Annotated in this window: 17 protein-coding genes and 1 tRNA gene; 12 read left to right on the top strand and 6 right to left on the bottom strand. The window is 68.6% G+C overall.

What is annotated here, in order from left to right; translation table 11 throughout:
- Window positions 1–108: 108 nt before the first annotated feature.
- The 6 genes from IF20_RS12410 (at window position 109) to IF20_RS12385 (ending at window position 4,923) form a co-directional block, all read left to right on the top strand.
- Entirely contained in the window at window positions 109–897 is a 789-nt protein-coding gene (locus IF20_RS12410) for a (Fe-S)-binding protein (protein ID WP_052865151.1), read from the top strand.
- A complete protein-coding gene (locus IF20_RS12405; RefSeq protein WP_110944087.1) occupies window positions 894–2,558 on the top strand; it encodes a LutB/LldF family L-lactate oxidation iron-sulfur protein in 1,665 nt (554 codons plus the stop codon). The genes IF20_RS12410 and IF20_RS12405 overlap by 4 nt, the downstream gene beginning before the upstream one ends.
- Window positions 2,555–3,196: a LutC/YkgG family protein gene (locus IF20_RS12400; protein WP_052865150.1), complete on the top strand. Its 642-nt coding sequence runs from the start codon at window positions 2,555–2,557 to the stop codon at window positions 3,194–3,196. The genes IF20_RS12405 and IF20_RS12400 overlap by 4 nt, the downstream gene beginning before the upstream one ends.
- A 77-nt stretch (window positions 3,197–3,273) precedes the next feature.
- A complete protein-coding gene (locus IF20_RS12395) occupies window positions 3,274–4,122 on the top strand; it encodes a helix-turn-helix domain-containing protein (RefSeq protein ID WP_234426617.1) in 849 nt (282 codons plus the stop codon).
- The gene (locus tag IF20_RS12390; RefSeq protein ID WP_052865149.1) at window positions 4,103–4,339 is read left to right on the top strand and encodes a DUF397 domain-containing protein; all 237 of its coding nucleotides are present in this window, start codon (window positions 4,103–4,105) and stop codon (window positions 4,337–4,339) included. Before IF20_RS12395 ends, IF20_RS12390 begins: the two co-directional genes overlap by 20 nt.
- A 98-nt stretch (window positions 4,340–4,437) precedes the next feature.
- The gene (locus IF20_RS12385; protein ID WP_052865148.1) at window positions 4,438–4,923 is read left to right on the top strand and encodes an MSMEG_6728 family protein; all 486 of its coding nucleotides are present in this window, start codon (window positions 4,438–4,440) and stop codon (window positions 4,921–4,923) included.
- Window positions 4,924–5,331: 408 nt separating this feature from the next.
- Here IF20_RS12385 and IF20_RS12380 read toward each other — a convergent pair whose 3' ends face one another.
- Together IF20_RS12380 and IF20_RS12375 are read right to left on the bottom strand one after the other, a co-directional pair.
- Complete coding sequence (locus IF20_RS12380; RefSeq protein ID WP_052865147.1) at window positions 5,332–7,485, bottom strand: AIPR family protein; 2,154 nt, start codon at window positions 7,483–7,485, stop codon at window positions 5,332–5,334.
- A gap of 52 nt (window positions 7,486–7,537) precedes the next feature.
- A complete protein-coding gene (locus IF20_RS12375; protein ID WP_052865146.1) occupies window positions 7,538–9,046 on the bottom strand; it encodes an N-6 DNA methylase in 1,509 nt (502 codons plus the stop codon).
- 279 nt (window positions 9,047–9,325) lie between these two features.
- On the opposite strand from IF20_RS12375, the gene IF20_RS37605 reads away from it, so the two are divergent.
- Window positions 9,326–9,541 (top strand): DUF397 domain-containing protein, encoded by a 216-nt coding sequence (locus tag IF20_RS37605; RefSeq protein ID WP_324605565.1) that lies wholly within the window; start codon window positions 9,326–9,328, stop codon window positions 9,539–9,541.
- An 83-nt stretch (window positions 9,542–9,624) separates the two neighbouring features.
- Here the strand turns inward: IF20_RS37605 and IF20_RS12370 are convergent, their stop codons facing one another.
- From IF20_RS12370 to IF20_RS12355, 4 genes are all read right to left on the bottom strand, one after another.
- Window positions 9,625–11,229, bottom strand: a complete 1,605-nt coding sequence (locus IF20_RS12370) for a class I SAM-dependent DNA methyltransferase (RefSeq protein WP_110944104.1) — start codon at window positions 11,227–11,229, stop codon at window positions 9,625–9,627.
- Window positions 11,230–11,237: 8 nt separating this feature from the next.
- Window positions 11,238–12,698 (bottom strand): restriction endonuclease subunit S, encoded by a 1,461-nt coding sequence (locus IF20_RS37600; protein ID WP_110944086.1) that lies wholly within the window; start codon window positions 12,696–12,698, stop codon window positions 11,238–11,240.
- A complete protein-coding gene (locus tag IF20_RS12360; RefSeq protein WP_199896565.1) occupies window positions 12,695–16,378 on the bottom strand; it encodes a DEAD/DEAH box helicase family protein in 3,684 nt (1,227 codons plus the stop codon). Before IF20_RS12360 ends, IF20_RS37600 begins: the two co-directional genes overlap by 4 nt.
- Before the next feature lie 932 nt (window positions 16,379–17,310).
- A tRNA-Arg gene (locus IF20_RS12355) sits at window positions 17,311–17,382 on the bottom strand.
- Between the two features lie 202 nt (window positions 17,383–17,584).
- Here IF20_RS12355 and IF20_RS12350 point away from each other — a divergent pair.
- The 5 genes from IF20_RS12350 to thrC all read left to right on the top strand — a co-directional run bounded on the left by IF20_RS12350 (window position 17,585) and on the right by thrC (window position 23,248).
- Window positions 17,585–18,046, top strand: coding sequence for a response regulator (locus IF20_RS12350; RefSeq protein WP_052865144.1), 462 nt, complete (start codon window positions 17,585–17,587; stop codon window positions 18,044–18,046).
- A gap of 177 nt (window positions 18,047–18,223) precedes the next feature.
- A complete protein-coding gene (gene nrtL, locus IF20_RS12345; RefSeq protein ID WP_052865209.1) occupies window positions 18,224–19,318 on the top strand; it encodes an ArgS-related anticodon-binding protein NrtL in 1,095 nt (364 codons plus the stop codon).
- Between the two features lie 25 nt (window positions 19,319–19,343).
- Entirely contained in the window at window positions 19,344–20,735 is a 1,392-nt protein-coding gene (gene lysA / locus IF20_RS12340) for a diaminopimelate decarboxylase (RefSeq protein WP_052865143.1), read from the top strand.
- Between the two features lie 120 nt (window positions 20,736–20,855).
- A complete protein-coding gene (locus IF20_RS12335) occupies window positions 20,856–22,157 on the top strand; it encodes a homoserine dehydrogenase (RefSeq protein ID WP_052865142.1) in 1,302 nt (433 codons plus the stop codon).
- Window positions 22,158–22,165: 8 nt separating this feature from the next.
- On the top strand, window positions 22,166–23,248 hold the full coding sequence (thrC, locus tag IF20_RS12330) for a threonine synthase (protein WP_052865141.1): 1,083 nt from the start codon (window positions 22,166–22,168) through the stop codon (window positions 23,246–23,248).
- The last annotated feature ends 339 nt before the right edge of the window (window positions 23,249–23,587 follow it).

Here is a 23,587-nt window from a genome sequence, read left to right as displayed (position 1 = left end):
TGGCCCGCACCGAGCCCTCGCTAGTATGGTCCGACCATACAGAGGTCGTACGAAGGCCGGCCCGAGGGCAGCCGACGGCGACCCACGGTCACCTCGATCGGAGGTCCCATGCGCGTCGGACTCTTCGCCACCTGTCTGGGAGACACGCTCTTCCCCGACGCGGTGAAAGCCACCGCCGTCCTGCTCGCCCGGCTCGGCCACGACGTGGTCTTCCCGCCGGGCCAGACCTGCTGCGGCCAGATGCACGTCAACACCGGCTACCAGCGCGAGCCCGTCCCGCTGGTGCGCGGCTTCGCCGAGCAGTTCGGCGACCCGTCCATCGAGGCGGTCGTCATGCCGTCCGGTTCCTGCGCGGGCTCCGTGCGGCACCAGCACGGGATCGTCGCCGAGCGGTACGGCGACGCGGCCCTGCGCGCCGGCGTCGCTGCGGTGCGGACCAAGACGTACGAGCTGTCGGAGTTCCTCGTCGACGTGGCGGGCACGACCGACGTCGGCGCGTACTTCCCGCACCGGGTGACCTACCACCCCACCTGCCACTCCCTCCGGATGCTGCGGGTCGGCGAGAAGCCGCTGCGGCTGCTGCGCGCCGTCGAGGCCATCGACCTCGTCGAGCTGCCGGAGGCCGACGCCTGCTGCGGCTTCGGCGGCACCTTCGCGGTCAAGAACGCCGAGACCTCCGCCGCGATGCTCGCCGACAAGATGCGCCACGTCACGGGCACGGGAGCCGACGTCTGCACGGCCGGCGACTCGTCCTGCCTGATGCACATCGGGGGCGGCCTCTCCCGCATCGAGGCCGGCACCCGCACCCTCCACCTCGCCCAGATCCTCGCGTCCACCCGTACGCACCCGTACGTCCTGCCGGACGACACCGACCAGCTGGAGGCGGCCACCCGATGAGCCCCCGTACCTCGCAGGCCGACGCGCCCGCCCGTACGACCTACCTCGGCATGCCCACCGTCCCGCCCCGTTCCCCGTACGGCACCGGCAACCTGCGCGGCGACCGGAAGTTCCCGCGGGCCGCCCACGACGAGCTCCGCAACGACCAGCTGCGCCGCAACCTCGGCAAGGCCACCCACACCATCCGCGCCAAACGGCTCGCCGTCACCGGCGAACTCCCCGACTGGGAAGCGCTGCGCGACGCCGGCTCCGCGATCAAGACCGACACCATGAACCGCCTCCCCGAGCTGCTGGAGCAGCTGGAGGCGAAGGTCACCGAGGCCGGCGGCACGGTCCACTGGGCCCGCGACGGCGCCGAGGCGAACGACATCGTCACCCGCCTCGTCCAGCAGACCGGCTCCGACGAGGTCATCAAGGTCAAGTCGATGGCCACCCAGGAGATCGGCCTCAACGAACACCTCGCCGAGCAAGGCATCAAGGCCCACGAGACCGACCTCGCCGAGCTGATCGTCCAGCTCGCCGACGACAAGCCGTCCCACATTCTCGTCCCGGCCATCCACCGCAACCGCGACGAGATCCGCGAGATCTTCCGCGACCGCATCCCCGGCGTCGACCCGGACCTGGACTCCGTACCGGCCCACCTCGCCGCCGCAGCCCGCGCCTACCTGCGCGAGAAGTTCCTGACCACCCCCGTCGCCGTCTCCGGCGCCAACTTCGGCATCGCCGAGACCGGCACCCTCTCGGTCGTCGAGTCCGAGGGCAACGGCCGCATGTGCCTCACCCTCCCCGACACCCTGATCACCGTCATGGGCATCGAAAAGATCCTCCCCCGCTTCGCGGACCTGGAGGTCTTCCTCCAACTCCTGCCGCGCAGCTCCACGGGCGAGCGCATGAACCCGTACACCTCGATGTGGACGGGCGTGACGCCGGGCGACGGTCCCCAGAACTTCCACCTCGTCCTCCTCGACAACGGACGCACGGCGGCCCTCGCCGACAAGATCGGCCGCCAGGCCCTCAACTGCATCCGCTGCTCGGCCTGCCTGAACGTCTGCCCGGTGTACGAGCGGGCCGGCGGCCACGCGTACGGCTCGACCTACCCCGGCCCCATCGGCGCCGTCCTCACCCCGCAACTCGCCGGGATGGACGTTTCCTCCGACGACCCCAACAGCTCGCTCCCATACGCCTCCACGCTCTGCGGCGCCTGCTACGACGCCTGCCCCGTGAAGATCGACATCCCGTCCCTCCTCGTCGAACTCCGCCACCAGCACACCGAGGCCGCCGGTACGACGGCCGAGCAACTGGCCATGAAGGCCGCGGCCGCCGTGATGGGCAGGCCGGGGGTGTACCGGGCGGCGCAGAAGGCGTCGGGACTGGGCCGTGCCCTGGCGGGCCGCGACGGCCGCATCTCCCACCTCCCGCCCCCCTTCAACGGTTGGAGCGACACCCGCGACACCCCGGCCCCACCGAAGCAGACCTTCCGGGCATGGCTGGCCTCGGAGGAGGGCGCGAAGACGATGCGCGCGGCGGCGAAGGAGGGCCGGGAGGCCCTCCGGACGACGACGGCGGAGGAAGGGGCGCGGGGACGGTCGGCAGGGGCTCATGCCGAGGATGCGGCGGGCTCCCGGGCCGACGGCGACGTCCACGACGAGGAGGAACAGTGACCGCACCCACCACCGCCCGCGAGGCGATCCTGGCCCGCATCCGCGACGCCCAGGCTCTGGCACCCGCCGAGGAGGTGACGATCCCGCGCGCCTACCGCACCGGCCGTACCCTCCCCACCGACGAACTCCTGGAACTGCTGACCGACCGCCTGGTCGACTACAAGGCCGAGGTGCATGCCTGCCCGGCCGCGGACACCGCCCAAGTGCTCGCCGCCGTACTGCGCGACCACGGCGCCCGCCGCATCGGCGTACCGCCCAGCCTCGACCCGTCCTGGCTCACGGCGTACGACGGCGAGGTCCGGCGCGACTCCGCCGACGTTCCCGCGCCCGAACTGGACGCGCTGGACGGGGTGGTGACCGCCTCCGCCGTCACCTGCGCCGAGACCGGCACCATCTTCCTCGACGCCTCGCCCGACCAGGGCCGCCGCGCCCTCACCCTCGTCCCCGACCTGCACGTTTGCGTAGTCGACCGGTCGACGGTGGAGGCCGGCGTCCCCGAGACCGTGGCCCGCCTCGCCCCCACCCGCCCCACCACTCTCATCAGCGGCCCCTCCGCCACCTCCGACATCGAACTGGAGCGGGTCGAGGGCGTACACGGCCCCCGCACGCTGGTGGTGGTGATCCGCACGGACGCGTGAACCGCCCCTGTGATGTGGGTGCGTACCGCTACTCTCGCGGAGAGTAACGAGTGCTGGACCGCCGACACGATACGGGGGTGACCGTGCCCGCACCGAAGGAACTCGACCCATCCACGTCACTCGCGGCGCTGTACGGCTCGAAGCTGCGCAAGCTCCGCGTCCGCGCGGGACTGACCCAGCGCGAGCTGGGCGACCGGATTCCGCTCGCACACAGCCGCATTGCCCAGTTCGAACTGGGCAATGAGACCCCGCCGCAGGACGTCTCACGAAGACTGGACACGCTCCTCGACGCGGGCGGCGACCTGACGGACCTGTGGGAGCACATCAAACGCACGCCGTATCCGGATTGGGCGCGCAGATTCATGGAGCACGAGGCCAGGGCGACCGCCATGCACAAGTACATGGCGCACAGCGTGCCCGGTCTCCTCCAGACGGAGGCGTACGCGCGCGAAGTGCTGCGGCTCGGTCAGCCCTGGTGCACAGCGGAGGAGATCGAGGAGAAGGTGGCAACCCGGGTGAGCCGCCAGGCCCTCCTGCAGCGGGCGGAACCCCCGCTGCTGTGGGTCGTACTCGACGAGGCAGTGATCCGCCGCCCGGTGGGCGGGCATGCGGTCATGCGCGACCAGCTGGCCCGTGTCGTCGAGGCGGCGGGACTGCCTCGTATCGAGGTGCAGGTGCTTCCCTTCGCCGCCGGCGGACACTCGGCTATGGGGGGCTCGCTCACTCTGCTGTCGTTCGAGCACGCATCGGACGTGGCATACCTGGAGGCTGGACATTCCGGGGAGTTGGTGGAAGACAGGGCCATGGTGGCCAGACACTCGTATCGTTACGATCTTGTGCACGCCCGGGCGCTGCCACCGGACACGTCAAGGGCCCTGCTCCAGCAGGCGATGGAGGAATTCGACCATGCCAAGCTCGCGACCTGAGCACGCTTCCGCCGTGTGGCGCAAGAGCTCGTACAGCGACGGCGGCGGCGGCGACTGCGTGGAAGTCGGCAGCCGTTACATACACGTCGGCCTCGTCCCCGTGCGCGACAGCAAGAACCCCGCCGGACCGGTGCTCACGTTCTCCGCCGCCGCGTGGAATGCGTTCGTGAACGGCGTGAAGGAGGGCGGGGCCGGAGTTCCGGGACCCCTCGTGTGACCGCTCACGCGCCACTCCGCCGCCCCGCAGCACCCGGCGGCGGGCCGCCTCCCGCATGGCACGGTTACGCGCCCGGGAGAGCGGTTACGCATGTCCCCGTGCAGACATTCCTCCCGTACCCGGACTTCTCCGCCTCCGCCGCGGTCCTGGACGCCCGCCGCCTCGGCAAACAGCGCGTCGAAGCGCTCCAGGTCCTGCGTGGCCTCACCGTCCCCGGCTACGGCTGGCGCCACCACCCGGCGGTCCGCATGTGGACGGGCTACGAAGAAGCCCTCGTCCGCTACGGCCTGGAAATCTGCCGCGTCTGGACCGCCACCGGCCGCCAGGACACCTGCGCCGTCACCCTCACCCAGGACTACGCCGCAACGTCGTCCGCCGACTCGCATCCACCACGCACCTACGCGGAACTGGCTGCCTCCGGCGACCTCCCCAACTGGCTCGGCGACCCCGCCTTCCACCGCAGCCACCAATCGGCCCTCCTCACCAAGGACCCGACCTACTACGCCCAGCACTTCCCGGACACACCCCGAGGCCTCCCATACGTATGGCCCATTTCGGACCGCACTCCGTCCGCAAAGCCCTGACGTGCGCGACACACCCAGACACGACGAAGGGCCGGACCCATTGAGATGGGCCCGACCCTTCGTCCTTGGCACATGGGCTGATCAGCGGTGTCATTACGCTGATCCGGTTGCTGTGCCCCTGGCAGGATTCGAACCTGCGCACACGTCTCCGGAGGGCGCTTAACACTCAAACAAAGCGGCAGGTCCGAGGCGCGTTCGCGATCGGGCGGACGTAATCTGTCCACGGGTGGTTCACGGTTTCAGAGCGTCGGCGTCAAATAGCACAGTGCTGTCAGCGGAGCATGCGGCACGGCCCGACGGCCTATCTGTCAGCTGGCCCCAGCTCTGGAGCGCGCCTACATGGCGCTCGACGTAACCACAAACGAGGAATCCGCGTTACGGCCGGAGAAGCCCCGACCTGCTCGGCTGCTACTCGGCGTCCTTCTCTTCCTCCATACTGTCAAGGAGCCGCCGCGCGAGGACGGCAAGGGTCTCTCCATCCTGGGTAGCCCAACGGGAGGTGCCCTGGTTAGAGACGGGACGGCCCTCCCACTCGGCCAGCTCCCACATCCGTGCGATGAGACCGCTGGGCGAGTAGGCGTTGCCGTCGGCGGCCCAGATGATCGGACGTGCCCGGTTGGTATTGGTCCACTTCGCGAATGCGCGGCGCGGGTTTGCGTCGAGCCAAGCGGACAGCGCGTCCTTCTCCGGCTGTAGGTACAGGGCCAGATGCAGCGGTGTTCCCTCCTCCAGGGCGCCTTTGTCGACGATGACGTGCACGGCGTTGGGCCTGCGTCGCTTACGGGGCTTGTTCTCCTCGCGCCGGTACTGCGCTGCCGCGTCTTCGACCCCGCTGCCTTCGAGAGCTGCCAGGGCCGCGGTCACGAGGTCGGCGGCCTCTCCCGAATCGGCGCACACCCGCTGAAGGCTCGAACGAGTTCCCACACCATCCAGAGCCTGTACGAGCGCCGGGACGACGCGCTTGACCAGGTCGGGCACCTGCGCCTTGGCCTCGGCAGCCCAGGTGAGCGACTGGTCCGGTTCGCCCATGCCAGCATCCTGGGTGAGGAGCTGCCGGAACACCAGGTGGGTGATGAGGAATGTGCCGTCGTCGATGACGGCGGCCGCGCGCCCGGCGTACTGTTCGCGTTCCGCACGCAGAGCCGTACGCACCGCCCGCAGGACGTTCACAGCGTTCCAGGTCTCGTACACGCTGGGAACGGAGCGGAAGAGGGGGTCGTAGATGCCGCTGCCGCCCCGTTCCCACAGCACGTCGGTGGAGCCGGACGCGACGAGCCGGGCCGCGAACCGGCTGCCGCTGTGGGCGCAGGCGAGCGCGCACGCAGCTTCCACGACGGAGCAGCCCTCGTCGTCCTGCGGTTCGAGTTCGCTGCGGCGCACGCTGTATACGAGGCCGAGTTCGGCGCGGAACTCGGCGATGAGCTCTGCCTGGACGGGGTCGAGGGCGATGCGGTCGCGTTCGGTGATGTGGTTCTGCCGGTTGGTGGCCTGGGTGGTGCGGTTGGCGAACTCGGCGTCGCCACCGGTGACGATGAAGCGGACGGTGACCTGTGCGAGTTCGGCGTCCTCGGCCTGCTGGGCGGCGTCGATGACGGAACGTACGGTCTGCGCGCCGTTCACGACGCTGGCGCCATGGGCAGTGAGGCGGACAGGGTGACGCTCGGGAACCCGCTGCGATCTGAACACCGCGTTCACGGAGTCGCACAGGACCGTGACACCGTTGTTGAAGTACCAAAAGTGGGACGGCTCCTCAGTGAGGGTGTCCACCAGCTCCTTGTTGATGGGGGTCAGCCCCAGGGGGTTGCGGATGTTGCGGGCGAACAGCTCGTTGCCGTGCTCGGCCCAGCTCGCGATCTCCTCCGCCTGCACGATCCCCTCGTAGGAGAGGTAGGGCGAGGGCACGCTGAACCAGGGGCTCAGCGTCACTTCCAGGGTGATGGGGTCGCTGTGCTGATCCTCGCGGACCAGCGCGTGGATCTCGGGGGCATGCAGGAACCGGTGGTCGACGTAGTCACCGAGGGAGTTGAACTCCTTCTCGCCGTTTTCGATGGCCTGCCGTACACCCGGCGCGGGCGGCTCGACACCCATGAGGACGACCACCTGTGTGATCCGGGTGGCCTTCTCAGTGATGAGTTCGTGTGCCTGCTTGACGAGTATCTGACCGCGAGGGTTGAACTGGCCGGCCTCTCCGGAGTCGATGAGCCTCAGACCCGCGAAGAGCTTCTGCACCGCGGTCTCATCGGCCTTGGCTGTCCCGTTCGCGCTCCACTTGGCCTGTACGAGGTAGATGTGTGCGGCCGCCTCGTCGATGGCGATGGCGTCGATTCCCTGGTCCTGGCCACCGTCGATGACACAGTCGGCCGCCTGCTCGGGCGTCCATCCCGTCATGATCCGCACGGCGTGCGCCGCCAGGGCGCGGGAGCGGAAAGCGGGCTTGGTCTGCTCCGACGGACGATTACCGAAGTCGCTCATGTTGATGAGGCTGGTGTACGTCTCGTCGAAGGCACGCGCGGTCTGGCGGACCGGGGCGGGGACGGCGGGCTGCTGGAGAGTCGCGTTCATGGTCTTCCTGTTCGGCTGACGGGGAGCAGCGAAAGAGGGCGGCACGGAGGCGTCAGCTGAGCGAGTCGAGCACCACCTGGAAGCTCCTTTGCGCGTCGCCGAGGTGGTCCACAATCGACCGGGCGATCTCGCGCGGTTCGCCGAAGTTGTCGGGCGCGCCGGCGAGATGCGTCTTCAGGTCGAGGCTGGCGGTGCGGCTCTCCAGTATCTTGCGCACCTCGTCACGGTCGTACCGCTTGAAGCGCGCCGATTCGGCGCGCCCCGCGCACCCCTCCCCCTCGGGCCGGTACGCCTCCAGGAACTCAGCGAAATCGCCCTCCGTGAGCGGGTTCTCGGTGTCCGTGTGGTGCAGGTCGCGGGCGTCGTAAACCCACAGCTCGTCGGTGGCCGGATCACCGTTCGGGCGCAGGACGGACTTGGTGAAGAAGAGGACGTTCGACTTGGAACCGGTGTCGTGGAACATGCCGGTCGGCAGTCGCAGCAGGGTGTGCACGTCACAGTTCCTCAGAAGTGCCCTGCGGATGGCGGCCGCCGCTCCGCCGTGGAACAGCACACCGTCGGGAACGAAGACGGCCGCTCTGGCCCCCTGCGGGAGAGTGATGGCCAGATGCTGGAGGAAGTTGGCCGGGAGCGTGGCGTTCTGCGCCCAGAAGTCGTCTCGCTGCTCGGTGTTCGCCTCGACGTTGCTCTTGAACGGCGGGTTGCAGATGACTGCGGTGGCGGCCACGTCCCGCTCATACCGGCGTACGAGACGTTCCTTCGTGTCGAGCGAGTCCGCTCGCAGTATCGGCGGGACGTCGTGGAACTGACGCCCAGTGTTGAGGAGTACATTCATCGTTGCAAGGCGGCACATCTGTACGTCGATGTCGGCACCTGCGATGGCGGCGGCGTCCACGCGGCCCCCGCGCGCGGCCATCTCGTGGTGGGCGGCGATGAGGCTGGTGCCGACTCCGACGGCCGCGTCGACCACCCGGTCCTGTGGGGTGAGAGCGAGCGCCCTGGCTATCACAGTGAGCAAATGGGGTGGCGTGAGGAACTGACCCGTCTCCCGCTTGGCCCGGACGTCGTCCCGGCAGTCGGCAATCAACAGGGAGAAGGCGGAGCCCAGCTCGTCCCGGCGCACGCCCGACCAGCGGTACGGGTCGAACTCCTCGACGATCAGCCGTCCGAGATCCGCCATCTTGTCGGCCGGCCAGGGGCGGGAGTCGTGGAAGAGGACACTCGCGATTGCCCGGCGGGGGTCCTGCGGGTTCGGCTTGCCGAGTTCGGCCATCAGCCCGGTCAGGGCACGGTGCAGATCCTCACCGCTGGCGAGCACGAGACTCGGCCAGCTGTCCGCCGGCGCGATCGGCGGGCTCGCGAACATCCCCGTCCGCTGGGCGCGCTCATGGTCGAGTTTCAGGAAAAGCAGATAGGCGATGTGCTCGGTGAACTCCAGCCGCGTCAGCCCTTTGAGGCTCGGCTTCTGCTCGAAGAACCGCTGCCAGCGCCGGAAGATCCCCTCTGCCGTCCAGTGACCCTCCGGCCCACTCGCCCCGATGCCGTCGCGCTCCGTCGCCATGCCCCACCCGTTCTCGAACGTCTCTGTCCGAGTAGATGCGCCGACGGGCCACCCCCCTGTTCCGGCAGCATCGGATCCGGTGACGTAACGCTCCGAGAACACATCAGAACCGGTCGATCGGGCCGCCGACGATCAACTCCCTTTCAGGGTAAGTGCAAGGTCGGCATCCGGGGCCCCAAGCAGTAACTTTTTTGGCCTGTCAGGCCCTGCTCTCCTACTGAGCCGGAATCCAGCAGCGCACTTGCTTGCCAACCGGCGTCCCCGTGACCCGTCACCCCGGTGCGAGCAGATCGACCAACGGCAGCCCACGCCCCGACTCCGCATCGGGGTCATCCAGCCGTACACCGCAAGGCATCTGCGAGCGCGGGCGAGAAAGACTGCGTCGAGGTCGCCGAACTGCCGCACGGCGCGCGGGCCGTACGTGACTCGAAAAATCCGGAGCGGGAACCACTGCGGTTCACCGCGTCGGAGTGGGCCGCGTTCCGGGGGGCGTGATCGCGGGCGAGCTCTGAGCGCGGAGAGAGGCGAAGACAGGCGGACTGGTGGTTCTCGGCGAACCACCGGGCCGCCGACTGGCTCTACTTGTCGTCAGCCGACGGCGGTAGGTCCTTCTTCATGGCACGGGCCACGGCCGTGAACTGGGCGAGCGCCACTTCGAGTTCGTTGACGATCTCCTGGGCGATCACATCCGGTGACGCGTAATCCGTGGTCGCGGCGGCGTCGGACTTGAGCACCGTAAGGTCGAGGTTGACCTTGTCCCGGGCGATCAGCTCATCGTAGTCGTACGCGCGAAAACGGTCGTTCGGGGTGCGCTTGCTGAAGTCCGTGCCGCCGGAGTGGTACGCGGCGACGAAGGCGTCGAGGTGATGGCGGCCCAACTGGCGCTGCTTGAGCGTGAAGCGCTGGTCCGTACGGAAGTCGTAGACCCAGAGCTGGCGCGTGCCGGGTCGGCTTCCGGTGCGCTGGCCGGTCTTGTCGAAGAATAGGACATTGGCCTTGACGCCGTTGGCGTAGAAGATGCCGGTGGGCAGGCGCAGGAGAGTGTGGACGTCGCAGAGGTTGAGGAGGTTCTTGCGGATGGTCTCGCCGGCGCCGCCTTCGAAGAGGACGTTGTCGGGGAGGACGAGGGCGGCTCGGCCGTTGGTCTTCAGCAGGTTGTAGATGTGCTGGACGAAGTTGAGCTGCTTGTTCGTCGTCGGTGCCCAGAAGTCGGTGCGAGAGGTGTACGACTCGCCGGTCACCGAGCCGACACCGAAGGGCGGGTTGGCGAGCACGATGTCGTAGTGCCGCTTCGGGGGGCGCGCCAGGGAGTCTCGGATGGTGATGAGCGGCTTGGCCTCGGAGCTTCCGATGCCGTGGAGCAGCATGTTCATCAGGGCCAGGCGGCCGGTCTCGCGGACGAGTTCGTAACCGGTGATCGCGCCGGACTGGAGAGCGCGGCCCTTGTCGCCGTACAGCTCGTCCTCGTAGTTCTGCATGAGGTGGGCGTGCGCGGCGATGAGGAAGCCGCCGGTGCCGCAGGCCGGGTCGGTGATGGTCTCACCGGGTCGCGGCTGAACGCAGTCGACCATGGCGTCGATGAGCGGGCGGGGCGTGAAGTACTGGCCCGCGCCAGTCTTGCGGTCCTCGGCGCCGCGCTGGAGGAGACCTTCGTAGGCGTCGCCCTTGAGGTCCTGGTTCTCGGTGGTCCAGGTGTAGGGGTCGATCAGGTCCTTGATCAGGCGGTCGAGGACGGCCGGCTCATGGATCTTGTTCTGCGCCTTGGTGAAGACCTCGCCGAGCATGGTGCCGCCGCGCTGGCCGAGGTCCTTGAGGATGAACTCGTAATGATCGAGCAGCGCTTCGGCGGACCGGGTGGTCAGGCTCTTCCAGTCCCGGCCCTCGGGGACGAGAGGCGCCTCGGGGGCGTTGCGCCGGAAGGCCGTCGGCCGGTTGGCGCGCTCGTCGGCCATTTTGAGGAAGAGGAGATACGTGAGCTGCTCGACGTAGTCGAGGGTAGAGACACCGGAGTGGCGCAGCAGTTCACAGTACGACCAGAGGCGGTTGACGAGGGTGGAGGTGGAGGCTGCGGGGGCGGCCTTTGTTCTCGCTTCCGCCGCGCGAGGGGCAGGCAGGTTGCCGGGTGCCTGAGAGACCGCCTCGGCGGGATCTTCGGGGGGCGGCGTCTCGGTGCTGCTGCTCATGGCGGTGCTCACAGGGGAAGTGCTTCTTGGGTGCCGGAGGGAATCGGTCGACCGGAGGTCTGGGGGGCCGCCGGGGAGAGCACACGGGACGTGCGCTTGCGCTTGGTCGGCTTGACGTTGACAGCCCGCTGTCTGCTGATCCGGTCGAGGAGGACTGAGGCGGGCTCGTCGTCGGGATCCTGGGGGACGAGGGCGCCGGTGAAGGCGGCATGGAGGAGGGCATTGCGCAATTCAGAGGCCTGCACTTTCACAGACTCAATCACCTTGGCCATCTCGCTTGCGTCAGCGCGGCGCTGAGTCACGTACTCCAGGAGCTCCTTTTGGCGCTCAAGCGGCGGGAGAGGAACCTGAATCTTCTTGACAAGTCCGAGGCTCAAGTTCGGCTGAACACCACCAGAAGCCAAGGCTCGATGTTCTTCGTATCGAGCTTCCAGAACGAGCTTCACCCAGTCCCTACGACACTCATATGCTGCCGCAAGCTGAATTCCCGCGCACGCCTGATTAGTAGTTGCACGAATTCGAAGCTCAGAGCACTTCCCCCTGGTCTTACCTTCACCATACATAGCAAGCAAGAGCGTGCCCGGCGGATATTCTTTGACAGCCGTCTCCATCACCGCTCTGTCAGTAATGAACTTTTCGGCTCGATCCACGAAGGGGGCATTAAGGAGGGAACTGGTAACCCACGGCACTGTTCCGCCATCGTAGTAGTCCGACCTCCCCTTAAGAGGGGTAGCGCCAGACGAGACAGCAGCTATCTCCCCGATCGCCTTAATCTTCCAGCCTGACATCTCTGAGCGTGGCTTAGTGACCCCAGCGAGCAAGGATGTAACGAAATCAGCAACCCGCGCTTCGGCATCCGTTAGAGAACTCTCACCTGCCTCGATATACGCCAACTGCTCGTCCAGCTTGGCGACGATGCGATGCTGTTCTGCGAGGGGTGGTACCGGGATCTCCAGTTCAGCCAAGTAGGGGCGCGGCACACGGCGTTGGCCTACGGCGCCGGTCATGTGATACTCCGCCGCACGGCGAACATGCCGTTGCAGTAGAAAGTGCATCAGGTATTCAGGGAGAACAGCCCCCCGGCTTCGCAGCACATGGAACTCGGTGCTTCCCAGAGCTCGGCCACTTGTCAGCCCGCACGCTTTCGCGATCTTCCCGTTCTCCATACAGGGCGTGATCTTCGCGAAGAGTACGTCGTCTTCCTGGAACCTGGTCAGCGACTTTTTCTTGATATCGCCGTACCGCACCTGAGTCGACGCATCCATGCGTCCCGTCTCCGCTTCGACAGAAGTCATAGGCACCTGTGAGACGAGCTCATCGTCGCCGGGTTCCTCATCAAACCCCCGGGGATTCACATCGCACAACTCGCCGATGGTCGCCCGACCCCACCCAGCCGGCAGCCCCTCCGCGTCCGCGACATCCCCCGCGGAGCCCAAACCTCCCGGCCCCACACCCGAGTCGGTCGTCACGCGCTCAGCTCCCTATCCAGCTCGTTGATGATATGTTCCGCCCGCGTCCCACCGAATTCCGCGAGGAATCCGTCTGTACCGTTGCGCGAGGTGAAAGGGGCGTAATCGAGGTCAGCGGTGTCGAAGCGTACACGCTCGGCCGTTGCCGCGGCGATGCGGTCGAGCCACCAGCGCTGCCGTTCGGTGAAACGCGCGCCCGCCTGTTCCTGGCGGGCGATCCACGCCTGATAGCGCTCGCGCACGAGCTCCTCGTGAGGGCGTGGTGCCGGGGCCCCCTGTGCGGCGCCACCTGCGAGTTCGTAGCGGAGCAGGGCGAGTAGGTCCGAGGCCGTGTGTTTGCGGTGGGCCCCGTCTACCACCGCCTCGCCGACCTTCTCGTACGCCTTCCACAGTCTGTCCGGAGTCCACGCGCGCGGCGGGCGGGCGATACTGCGGGCCACGTCCTTGAGCCGCTCCATGGCGACGCCGGGCGGCACCTCGGAGCCGGCGCTGAACGCGACGGACATCGCCGCGATCTCGTCGCGGTTCGCTGCGATGTACCGGCGCCAGTCGCGGACCGTCTCCGCCGCCGTGTCCTCGTCGTCGGCGACTGCCCCCGCGCGAAGCAGTTCGTCCGTGCCGTTCTCGTCGTAGAGGATGTCCTTCGCGCGCCGCATCTCCAGCAGGCGGGCGCGCAGCGGCGGCGTGGCGGCGAGGGGACGGACGGACTGCTCGATGAGGTCGCGTACCGCGCGCTCGGGGTTGCGCCCCGCGCGCTCGGCGGCCTCCCGCACCTCCAGTTGCCGGTCCGTCGAGACGGCTTCGACCATCCCGTGAACGATCTTCTCCAGTTCCAGCCCGCCGCTCAGCCGCTGGATCTCGACGCGCTCCTCGTCCGTCATCTGGATGTCGAGCTTGGCGAGGCGGGCCGCGAGGGTGGATACCTCTTCCTCCTCGATGGTGTTCGCGGCGGTCTTACGGAGCAGCTTCTCCAGGCTGATCTGCTTCTCGGTGTGGCGTTCCAGCGGTGCTGCGTCGACCTTCGGCTTCTTCGTCACGCCGACCGCGTCGACGATCACGAAGCGGGTCTTGGGGCCGACGCCGGGGGTGACCTTCTCGAAGTCGGTGAGGGAGAGGGTCCGGGCGCCGCGGCCCTTCATCTGCTCGAAGTACGCCCAGCTCTTGACGTCCCTGAGGAACAGCAGGCATTCCAGCGGCTTGACGTCCGTGCCCGTGGCGATCATGTCGACGGTGACCGCGATGCGCAGCTCAGGGAGGTTACGGAAGGCCGCGAGGCGCTCGGCGGCGTTGCGAGCCGCGCTGGTGATCTTCGCGCAGAAGTCGTTGCCCTTGCTGAAGACGTCACGGACGACCTCGACGATCTCCTCCGCGTGGTTGTCGTTCTTGGCGAAGATGAGCGTCTTGGGCACGTATATCTCATCCCACCGCAGCGCCCCCGTGGCCGGATCGTGTTTGGCGCGCTCGGGGAAGATCTCCGTGAAGAGGCGGTCACGGAAGGTCTGTACGACCGTGCGCAGCTGGTCCTTGCTGATGACGCCGACACCGACCTGGTTGGCGCCATACTCGATGTCCTCGTCGATGTCCTCGTAGCGCTGGCGGCGGGTGCGGCGGTCGCGGACCGGGATGGTGCCGTGCGCGATGACTCCGCCCTCGGCCGTTATCCGCGTCTCGATTTCATAGACGGAGAAGTCGACGTTGACACGGTCGGCCACTGCCTCCTGGTAGGAGTACTCGCTGACCAGGTTGCCGTTGAAGTATCCGAAGGTCTGGGCGACGGGGGTGGCGGTGAGGCCGACGATGGGGGCATCGAAGTATTCGAGGACGGAGCGCCACTTGCCGTAGATGGAGCGGTGGCACTCGTCGACGACGATCAGGTCGAAAGCTTCCGGAGGGATGTCGGCGTTGTAGCCGACCTGGATGCCGCCCGGCACGTCGACGTCGTAGTCCATCTCGGCGTCGTCTGCGTCGCTGCCCGGCAGGCTCGCGCCGGTCAGTTCAATGTAGAGGCGCTGGACGGTGGAGATGACGACCTTGGACGAGGGGTACATGCCCTCCGCGCCGAGGCGCTGAACGTTGTAGAGGTCGGCGAACTTGCGGTCGGTGTCGGGCGTCTTGAAGTTCTCGAACTCGGCGAATGCCTGCACACCGAGGTTGTTGCGGTCGACAAGGAACAGGACGCGCTCGGCACGCGCGTGCTTGAGCATCCGATACGAGAAGGTCACCGCCGTGAACGTCTTGCCCGCGCCGGTGGCCATCTGGACGAGAGAGCGGGACTGGCCCATTCCCTGCTGGCCCTTGCCAAGCGCCACCGAGTTCTCCACGCCGTGTACTGCCTTGATCTGCGCCGGGCGCAGCGGGCGCTCGTCGAGGTCGGGCATACGCCAGCGCAGGCGGGCCCGGTAGCTGGGGGCCTGCTCGTCCTCCTCGGCCTGGCGGACCCAGCGGGCGAGGGTGCGCGGCTGGTGGAAGGAGAAGATGCGGCGGGTACGGGAGTCCGGGTCGAGGATCGACCGGAAGCGGGTCTCGCCGCCGTCGCTCACGTACCGGAACGGGAGCGGGGTGCGCCAGGCGCTGAGGCGCTGCTGGGCGTCGGTGAGATGGTCGGCGTACCGGTCGGCCTGGGCCTCCGCGGCGGACAGGTCGGCGCCCTCGCGCTTGGCCTCGACGACGCCGACGAGCTTGCGGTCAACGTAGAGGGCGTAGTCGGCGCGGCCCCGGGCGGTAGTGACCTCGCGGACGGCGACACCGTTGCCCCGCCGGTCACCCTGGACGTGGAGGTTGAGGTCCGCGCCACCGTCCTGGACGTCCCAGCCCGCCGCCGTGAGCATGGCGTCGAGTCGCTTGCGGACCTGCACTTCGGTGAGGGGCTCGCGGGACGCCTGCTCGGCGTTGTCGAGGAGGCGGGCACGCTCGGCGACGGCGGCCGACGCGGCGGCGCGGTCGGTGGTGGCGGTGTGCCGGCGGTCGAGCTGCGTGGCCTCGGCGGCGGCCTGAAACTCCTTGAGCTGGTGCTGCATGGCCGCGACCGCACGGGTCAGTTCTTCGCGCTCGGCCTGAGCTTGGGCCAGCTCACGCTCGACTGCGCTCCGGGCGGCCTGCTCGGCCTGGGCCTGGGATGTCTGGTCGTGGTAGCTGAGGCGGGCCTCTTCCAGCTCCCTGCGGGCCCGGGCAACGTCCTGAAGCACGCGCTCGTTCTCGGCGGCCGGGATGTGGTCGGGGCTGGGCGGTACGAACGGCAACTGCTCGCGTGAGCCGGTGAGCAGCCGGTGGTACCAGGTCCCGAGGCGGAAGCAGGTGCGCAGGGCGCGGAAGGCGTCGTCGGCACTGTCGAGTCCCGTATGGCTCGCCTCGTTGCCGAGAGTGCGCACCTCGTGGAAGGCGGTGCCCACGTCACCGTGGAGGTAGCCCTCCCGGTCGAGGGCCCGCAAACGGTCGAACTGGGTGCTGCCCTCCACGCGGAGCCGGGCCCGGCTGACCAGGTCGGCCGCCATGGCTTCCGCGAACTGGCGGGATTTGATCAGGGAGGTGTTCGGGTCGCTGAAGACATGACTCTCTGCGGCGGTTCCGTAGGCGACGAGCAGCGGAAGATGGGGCAGCAGGAAGCCGAAGTTGCGGGACTGCGTGGCCAGTCGTACAAGCCGAGGGTCCGGTGCCTGGGGTGCCCCGCCTGCGCTGCTCATGGGGTTGGTGCCGCCTCTCCGGGAGTGCAACGGTCGCCGGTATTGTGCGTTGTGATCGCTCGTCGAGCCTAACTGGCTGCCGGTCTTCTGCGCCGGTCTTCGGCACCACAGCTCCGCTGGCCTGACTCCCGCCACCATCGCTTTGTCAACAGCAAGCACTCGCCCCGAATTGCCGTCGGTGGATTGATGCTAAATCTGAGGAGAGCCCAGCGTGGAGACATCGACGGCTGCATTCTGCACAGCGATCGAGGATCGCAGTTCCGCTCCCGGAATTTGTCCGGGCCCTCGACCGCCACCGGATGGCCGAATCGATAGGTAGAGCCGGGACGGCCGGCGACAAAGCGGCCATGGGGCCCTTCTTCAGCTTGCTGCAGAAGAACGCATTCCGTGCTCGGGCGTCAGCTTGGAAGGTGAGGTGGTCAAGGGCTCGCTGCAGGGCTGACCTGTAGCGGAAGGAGGCCCACGTCTGAGGCGGGTCCGTGGGCTTCCCGGTGTTCCCCGTGATTACCGGCAGGATTCCGGCACACGTCTGATGGGACCACTCTGATAGTAGAGTTGCTGTTTCTTGCGTCCATGCCGGGGTGGTCGTCCCGCGGCTTCCTTTTCCTCGCCCCCGGCTTCCCGCTCGTGGCCCTCGGTGAACTTGCGTGCGTGCCTCTTGCCCTCCTGGCGGCCCGGCCCTCGCGCTCCCGTGCCTCGACGCCCTAACCAGCATCCGGTAGTTCGAGAACACCGGAGCGCTGCGGACCGACCGTCCAGCCATGTCGGGGCTTTCGGGACCTCACCTGCGACGATGCTTCAAGATCCCGTCCACGCCTCGTCCATGGACCCCGGCATACGGCCGCTCTAGGCGGCACACGCCTGCACATACGCGAAGACCCCGGCCTCAGCTTTTCCGCTGGTGACGGGGTCTTTGGGCACCTCATAGTGGGTGCCCCCGGCAGGATTCGAACCTGCGCACACGGCTCCGGAGGCCGTTGCTCTATCCCCTGAGCTACGGGGGCGTGTCGGGCGCTGTGCGCTTGCGACGGGTAGAACACTACCAGCTCGGAGGGGGTGGTCATGAACGGGTTGCGGAAGGAGGCCGAAGAGCGGTCCTAGCGCATGGGGGAGGGGTGGCCGCGGTGATCGGGGAAAGGTCCCTCGCACGGGGCGGAAGTGGGGAAAACCCGGACGCAGCAGGTGGCAGGCGCTTAGTCTCAATATGTGCCTGGCTTGTCCGGCCGGGTCCTTGTTGTCGACGACAACAAGGTCATCCGGCAGTTGATCAGGGTCAATCTCGAGCTGGAGGGCTTCGAGGTCGTGACCGCGGCTGATGGTGCCGAGTGCCTCGACATCGTGCACGACGTGTGTCCGGATGTCGTGACCCTCGATGTCGTGATGCCGCGACTGGACGGACTGCGTACTGCCGAGAGGCTGCGCGCCGATCCGCGGACCAGGGAGCTCCCGATCGCCATCGTCAGCGCGTGCACGCAGCTGGAGGTGGACAGCGGGGAGGCGCTCGGGGTGGACGCGTTCCTCGCCAAGCCGTTCGAGCCGGTCGAGCTCATACGGACCGTGCGCCAGTTGCTGGCCGAGGTGCACGGCTCAGGACATGGCGGCGGGCCGGTGGACGGGTCGGCCGATGCCGATCCGGATTCTCAGCCCGCCGCCCGGCCTACGGGGTGACATGGCCGGCCCGGCGGGCGGCGCGTAGGACGTGGACGTAGGGGATGAGGATGAGGGCGCGGGCGGTTCCGTGGTGGTGGCCGCGGGGCTCTGCAGGGCCTGGTGTTCGGGCAGGGCGTGTCCGAGGGGCGAAACCCGTTCGCATACCCACCCCCCTTCTCCCATACGCTTGTCCTTGTGACTCCCGCTGAGCTCTCCCGCACCGTCCTGCGCTCCGTGCGCGGTGCTGTCGAGGCGCGGGAGCTCGTTCTGGCGGAGAGCGCCCTGCCCGAGCGGGTGGATGTCGCCCCGCCGCCGCATGAGGGGTGCGGGGACTACGCCACGAATGTCGCTCTGCGGCTGGCGAAGGCCGCGGGGGCGCCGCCGCGGGAGGTCGCGGGGGTCGTCGCCAAGCGGCTGGCCGGTGTGCCGGGGATCGCGGCGGTGGACATCGCCGGACCTGGGTTTTTGAACATCACGTTGGGTGGCGATGCTTCCGCCGCGCTCGTGCGGGAAGTGTTGGCGGCCGGGTCGGCGTACGGGCGGATGGGGAGGGTGGCGGGGGCCGCCTCAGGGCCCGGTTCCCCCGTTCACCTCCGTCCCGCCCCGCACCCCCGGGCCGCAGTGGTCGCCGAGGCGTTGCGCGCGATCATGGAGGCGGTGGGGGAGGGGACCCGGACCGGGGGCGAGGACGTGCGGCCCGTCCCGGTGAGGGAGAACGACGGGGGCTACGCCACCGCCGAGGAGCTGGTCGCGCGGCTCGGGAGCGACGAGATGCGGTGGGTGTTGCTGTACCCCGCCGCGCATGATCATGTACGGGTGCCGGAGCGGCCGGTGCAGCGGGAGGGCAATCCGCGGTTCCTGGTGCAGTACGCGTACGCTCGTACCTGCGCAGCGTTGCGTAACGCCCACGACCTGGGCGTACTCCCCGCAGGCGCCGATGAAGCCGCTGCGGAGCAAGCGGCCGTCGCCCGCAACAAGGCCGGCGCCACCGCGGGCTCCGTCGACGACGGAGCCACCGTCCCGTACACCCCCCTGCATGCCGCACTGGCCGCCTATCCCGCGGTGCTCGAAGCCGCCGCGCGGCTGCGGGCGCCCGACCGGCTGGCTCGGCATCTGGAAGTGACCGCCGACGCCGTGCTCCGCTTCCTCGTCACCTGTCCGCCGCTTCCTGTTGGAGAGCAGAAACCCATGACCGTTCACCGCGCCCGGCTGGCCGTCGCCCAGGCCGCCGGTACGGTGCTTGCGAACGGTCTGACCCTGCTGGGCGTCTCCGCACCCGAACACCTCTGAAACTCCGAGGGGATCTCCCACCGTCATGAGCCGTTCCGCGCACCCCGCAGGGCCCCGCCACGCCGACGTACTGCCCGAGGGCCACTACACCGCTCCGCCCGCCGATCTGAACGGCCTGGACCCGCGGGTCTGGGCCCGCACCGTGCGGCGGGACGCCGACGGTGTCGTCACCGTCGGCGGCCTCTCCGTCGCCGACCTGAAGGAGCAGTTCGGTACGCCTGCCTACTTCCTGGACGAGGACGACTTCCGGGAGCGGTGCCGGGCCTGGAAGGAAGCTTTCGGCGAGGGCGCGGACGTCTTCTACGCGGGGAAGGCGTTCCTCTCGCGGGCCATCGTGCGGTGGCTGCACGAGGAGGGGCTGAATCTCGACGTCTGTTCCGGGGGCGAGCTGGCCACCGCGCTGGCGGCCGGGATGCCGGCGGAGCGGATCGCGCTGCACGGGAACAACAAGAGTGACGAGGAGATCCGCAGGGCGGTCGAGGCCGGGGTCGGCAGGATCGTGCTCGACTCGTTCCAGGAGATCGCGCGGGTTGCACACATCGCCGACCAGCTGGGGAAGCGGCAGGCGGTGCAGATCCGGGTGACCGTGGGCGTCGAGGCGCACACGCACGAGTTCATCGCCACCGCGCACGAGGACCAGAAGTTCGGCATCGCGCTCGCCGACGGGCAGGCCGCCGAGGCCGTGCGCCGGGTGCTGAAGCTGGACGGGCTGGAGCTCACGGGGATCCACTCCCACATCGGGTCGCAGATCTTCGACATGGCGGGATTCGAAGTCTCCGCGCGGCGTGTCGTGCAGCTGCTGGCCGATGTGCGCGAGGAGCACGGGGTCGAGCTGCCGGAGATCGATCTGGGCGGCGGCCTCGGTATCGCGTACACCCCGGACGACGATCCGCGGGAGCCGCACGAGATCGCGAAGGCGCTGGGGGAGATCGTGCGGCACGAGTGCGAGGCCGCGGGGCTGGCCGTGCCGCGGCTCTCGGTCGAGCCGGGCCGCGCCATCGTGGGTCCGACCGCGTTCACCCTGTACGAGGTGGGCACGGTCAAGGAGCTGGCGGGCCTGCGGACGTATGTCAGCGTCGACGGCGGGATGTCGGACAATATCCGTACGGCGCTGTACGACGCGGAGTACAGCGTGGCGCTGGTCTCGCGGGCTTCGGACGCCGCGCCGATGCTCTCGCGGGTGGTCGGCAAGCACTGCGAGAGCGGTGACATCGTCGTGCGGGACGCGTTCCTGCCGTCGGACCTCGCGCCGGGCGACCTGCTGGCCGTACCGGCGACCGGTGCGTACTGCCGGTCGATGGCCAGCAACTACAACCACGCGCTGCGGCCGCCGGTCGTGGCGGTGAGCAAGGGCGAGGCCCGGGTGATCGTCCGGCGCGAGACGGAGGAAGATCTCCTGCGGCTCGATGTCGGATAAGTGAAATAGATGTCTCGGGATCTGGACGAGGTAAAGAAATCGCCGTCCGGTGAGTGAGACTGGTCCATTGCGAACAAGCACGTGGCCGTCCTGGCCATCACGAGGAAGAGCAGAGGTCGAATGATGCGTACGCGTCCGCTGAAGGTGGCGCTCCTGGGCTGTGGTGTGGTCGGCTCAGAGGTGGCGCGCATCATGACGACGCACGCGGACGACCTCACGGCCCGGATCGGCGCGCCGGTGGAGCTCGCGGGCATCGCCGTGCGCCGTCCGGACCGGGTGCGCGAGGGCGTGCCCGCCGAGCTGGTCACGACGGATGCGACCGCGCTGGTCAAGCGCGGGGACATCGACGTGGTGATCGAGGTCATCGGCGGCATCGAGCCGGCGCGCAAGCTCATCATGACCGCCTTCGAGCAGGGGGCGAGCGTCGTCTCCGCGAACAAGGCGCTGGTGGCCGCCGACGGCGCGGCGCTGCACGCGGCCGCCGAGGAGCACGGCGCCGACCTGTACTACGAGGCCGCGGTGGCCGGCGCGATCCCGCTGGTCCGGCCGTTGCGCGAGTCGCTGGCCGGCGACAAGGTCAACCGGGTGCTCGGCATCGTGAACGGGACGACCAACTTCATCCTGGACCGGATGGACAGCAGTGGTGCCGGGTACAGCGAGGCGCTGGACGAGGCGACCGCGCTGGGGTACGCCGAGGCCGACCCGACGGCGGACGTCGAGGGGTTCGACGCCGCCGCCAAGGCCGCGATCCTCGCGGGCATCGCCTTCCACACCCGGGTGACCATCGACGACGTGCACCGCGAGGGCCTCACCGAGGTGACCGCGGCCGACATCGTCTCCGCCAAGCGCATGGGCTGCACCGTCAAGCTGCTGGCCATCTGCGAGCGGGCCGCGGACGGTGCCTCGGTCACCGCGCGGGTCCACCCCGCGATGATCCCGCTGACCCACCCGCTGGCGTCCGTGCGCGAGGCCTACAACGCCGTCTTCGTGGAGTCCGAGGCGGCCGGCCAGCTGATGTTCTACGGCCCCGGCGCCGGCGGCTCGCCGACCGCCTCGGCCGTCCTCGGCGACCTGGTCGCGGTCTGCCGCAACAAGCTCAACGAGTCCACCGGACCCGGCGAGTCGGCGTACACGCAGCTGCCGGTCGGCCCCATGGGTGAGGTCGTCACCCGCTACCACATCAGCCTTGATGTGGCCGACAAACCCGGCGTCCTGGCCCAGGTCGCCATGGTCTTCGCCGAGCACGGCGTATCGATCGATACGGTGCGCCAGCAAGGCCGGCCAGACGGAGACGGCGAGGCATCGCTCGTCGTCGTCACCCACCGCGCCGCCGACGCCGCGCTGTCCTCGACCGTCGAGGCGCTGCGCAATCTGGACACCGTCCGGGGCGTCGCCAGCATCATGCGGGTCGAAGGGGAGTAAAGGAACCCATGTCTGCCATTACCAGTGCCGGCACCACCCACCAGTGGCGCGGCATCATCGAGGAGTACCGCGACCGCCTGCCGGTCAAGGACACGACCGAGGTCGTCACCCTGCGCGAGGGCGGTACGCCTCTCGTGCCGGCGCAGGTGCTCTCCGAGCGCACCGGCTGCGAGGTGCACCTCAAGGTCGAGGGTGCCAACCCCACCGGTTCCTTCAAGGACCGCGGCATGACGATGGCCATCACCCGGGCCAAGGAGGAGGGTGCGCAGGCCGTCATCTGCGCCTCCACGGGCAACACTTCGGCCTCCGCCGCGGCGTACGCCGTGCGGGCCCGTATGGTCAGCGCCGTGCTCGTCCCGCAGGGCAAGATCGCGCTGGGCAAGATGGGTCAGGCCCTGGTGCACGGGGCGAAGATCCTCCAGGTCGACGGGAATTTCGACGACTGTCTGACGCTGGCCCGCGGCCTGTCGGAGAAGTACCCGGTCGCACTTGTGAACTCCGTCAACCCGGTGCGCATCGAGGGTCAGAAGACCGCGGCCTTCGAGATCGTGGACATGCTCGGCGACGCGCCCGACATCCACGTCCTGCCGGTCGGCAACGCCGGCAACATCACCGCGTACTGGAAGGGCTACAAGGAGTACGCGGCCGACAAGCTCGCCTCCCGTACGCCGCGCATGTGGGGCTTCCAGGCGTCCGGCAGCGCGCCGATCGTGCGCGGCGAGGTGGTCAAGGACCCGAGCACGATCGCCACCGCGATCCGCATCGGCAACCCGGCCTCCTGGTCCTTCGCGGAGGCCGCGCGGGACGAGTCGGGCGGCGCCATCGACGAGGTGACCGACCGTCAGATCCTCGCTGCGTACCGCCTGTTGGCGTCGCAGGAGGGGGTCTTCGTGGAGCCGGCCTCGGCCGCTTCGGTGGCCGGTCTGCTGAAGGCCGCCGAGGAGGGCCGGGTCGACCCGGGCCAGAAGATCGTCTGCACCGTGACCGGCAACGGCCTGAAGGACCCGGACTGGGCGGTGGCCGGCGCGCCGCAGCCGGTGACGGTCCCGGTCGACGCGGACGCCGCGGCCGAGCGGCTGGGCCTGGCGTAAGGCATCTGCCGTAAGACAAAAATTCGACCGGAAACAGCCGGTCGGAACGGTTCCGGCGGGGTCGGCGCGCGTGTCGCACCGGCCCCGCGAGGCCACACAGGGCAAATCCTGCAAAGGCTGCAAAGTGAGTGGTGTGGCATGAGAGGGCGCGCGACACGCATCGTGCGCCTCCTGTGCGCCCTATGTCGCCACTGAACCTTCCTTCGATAGGCTGGCAGTCAACTCCCCTCCCCGCGGCATAGTGCAGTGGTGTGCAGGGCAGGTCAGAACGGACCCCATGAGTCGATCAGGTGCCTCGGTACCGCGGCGCTTCGGGGCAGTACCGCAGTTTCACATCAA

This window comes from Streptomyces niger, assembly GCF_000718305.1.
GTDB classification, from domain to species: domain Bacteria; phylum Actinomycetota; class Actinomycetes; order Streptomycetales; family Streptomycetaceae; genus Streptomyces; species Streptomyces niger.
This window is presented reverse-complemented; position numbering and strand designations above follow the sequence as displayed.

Coding starts and splice junctions, on each gene's coding strand:
- IF20_RS12360 (WP_199896565.1), bottom strand. CDS start 16,378: ATGAGCAGCGCAGGCGGGGCACCCCAGGCACCGGACCCTCGGCTTGTA.
- IF20_RS12370 (WP_110944104.1), bottom strand. CDS start 11,229: ATGAGCAGCAGCACCGAGACGCCGCCCCCCGAAGATCCCGCCGAGGCG.
- IF20_RS12335 (WP_052865142.1), top strand. CDS start 20,856: ATGATGCGTACGCGTCCGCTGAAGGTGGCGCTCCTGGGCTGTGGTGTG.
- thrC (WP_052865141.1), top strand. CDS start 22,166: ATGTCTGCCATTACCAGTGCCGGCACCACCCACCAGTGGCGCGGCATC.
- IF20_RS12380 (WP_052865147.1), bottom strand. CDS start 7,485: ATGAACGCGACTCTCCAGCAGCCCGCCGTCCCCGCCCCGGTCCGCCAG.
- IF20_RS12390 (WP_052865149.1), top strand. CDS start 4,103: ATGCCAAGCTCGCGACCTGAGCACGCTTCCGCCGTGTGGCGCAAGAGC.
- IF20_RS12375 (WP_052865146.1), bottom strand. CDS start 9,046: ATGGCGACGGAGCGCGACGGCATCGGGGCGAGTGGGCCGGAGGGTCAC.
- IF20_RS12410 (WP_052865151.1), top strand. CDS start 109: ATGCGCGTCGGACTCTTCGCCACCTGTCTGGGAGACACGCTCTTCCCC.
- lysA (WP_052865143.1), top strand. CDS start 19,344: ATGAGCCGTTCCGCGCACCCCGCAGGGCCCCGCCACGCCGACGTACTG.
- IF20_RS12405 (WP_110944087.1), top strand. CDS start 894: ATGAGCCCCCGTACCTCGCAGGCCGACGCGCCCGCCCGTACGACCTAC.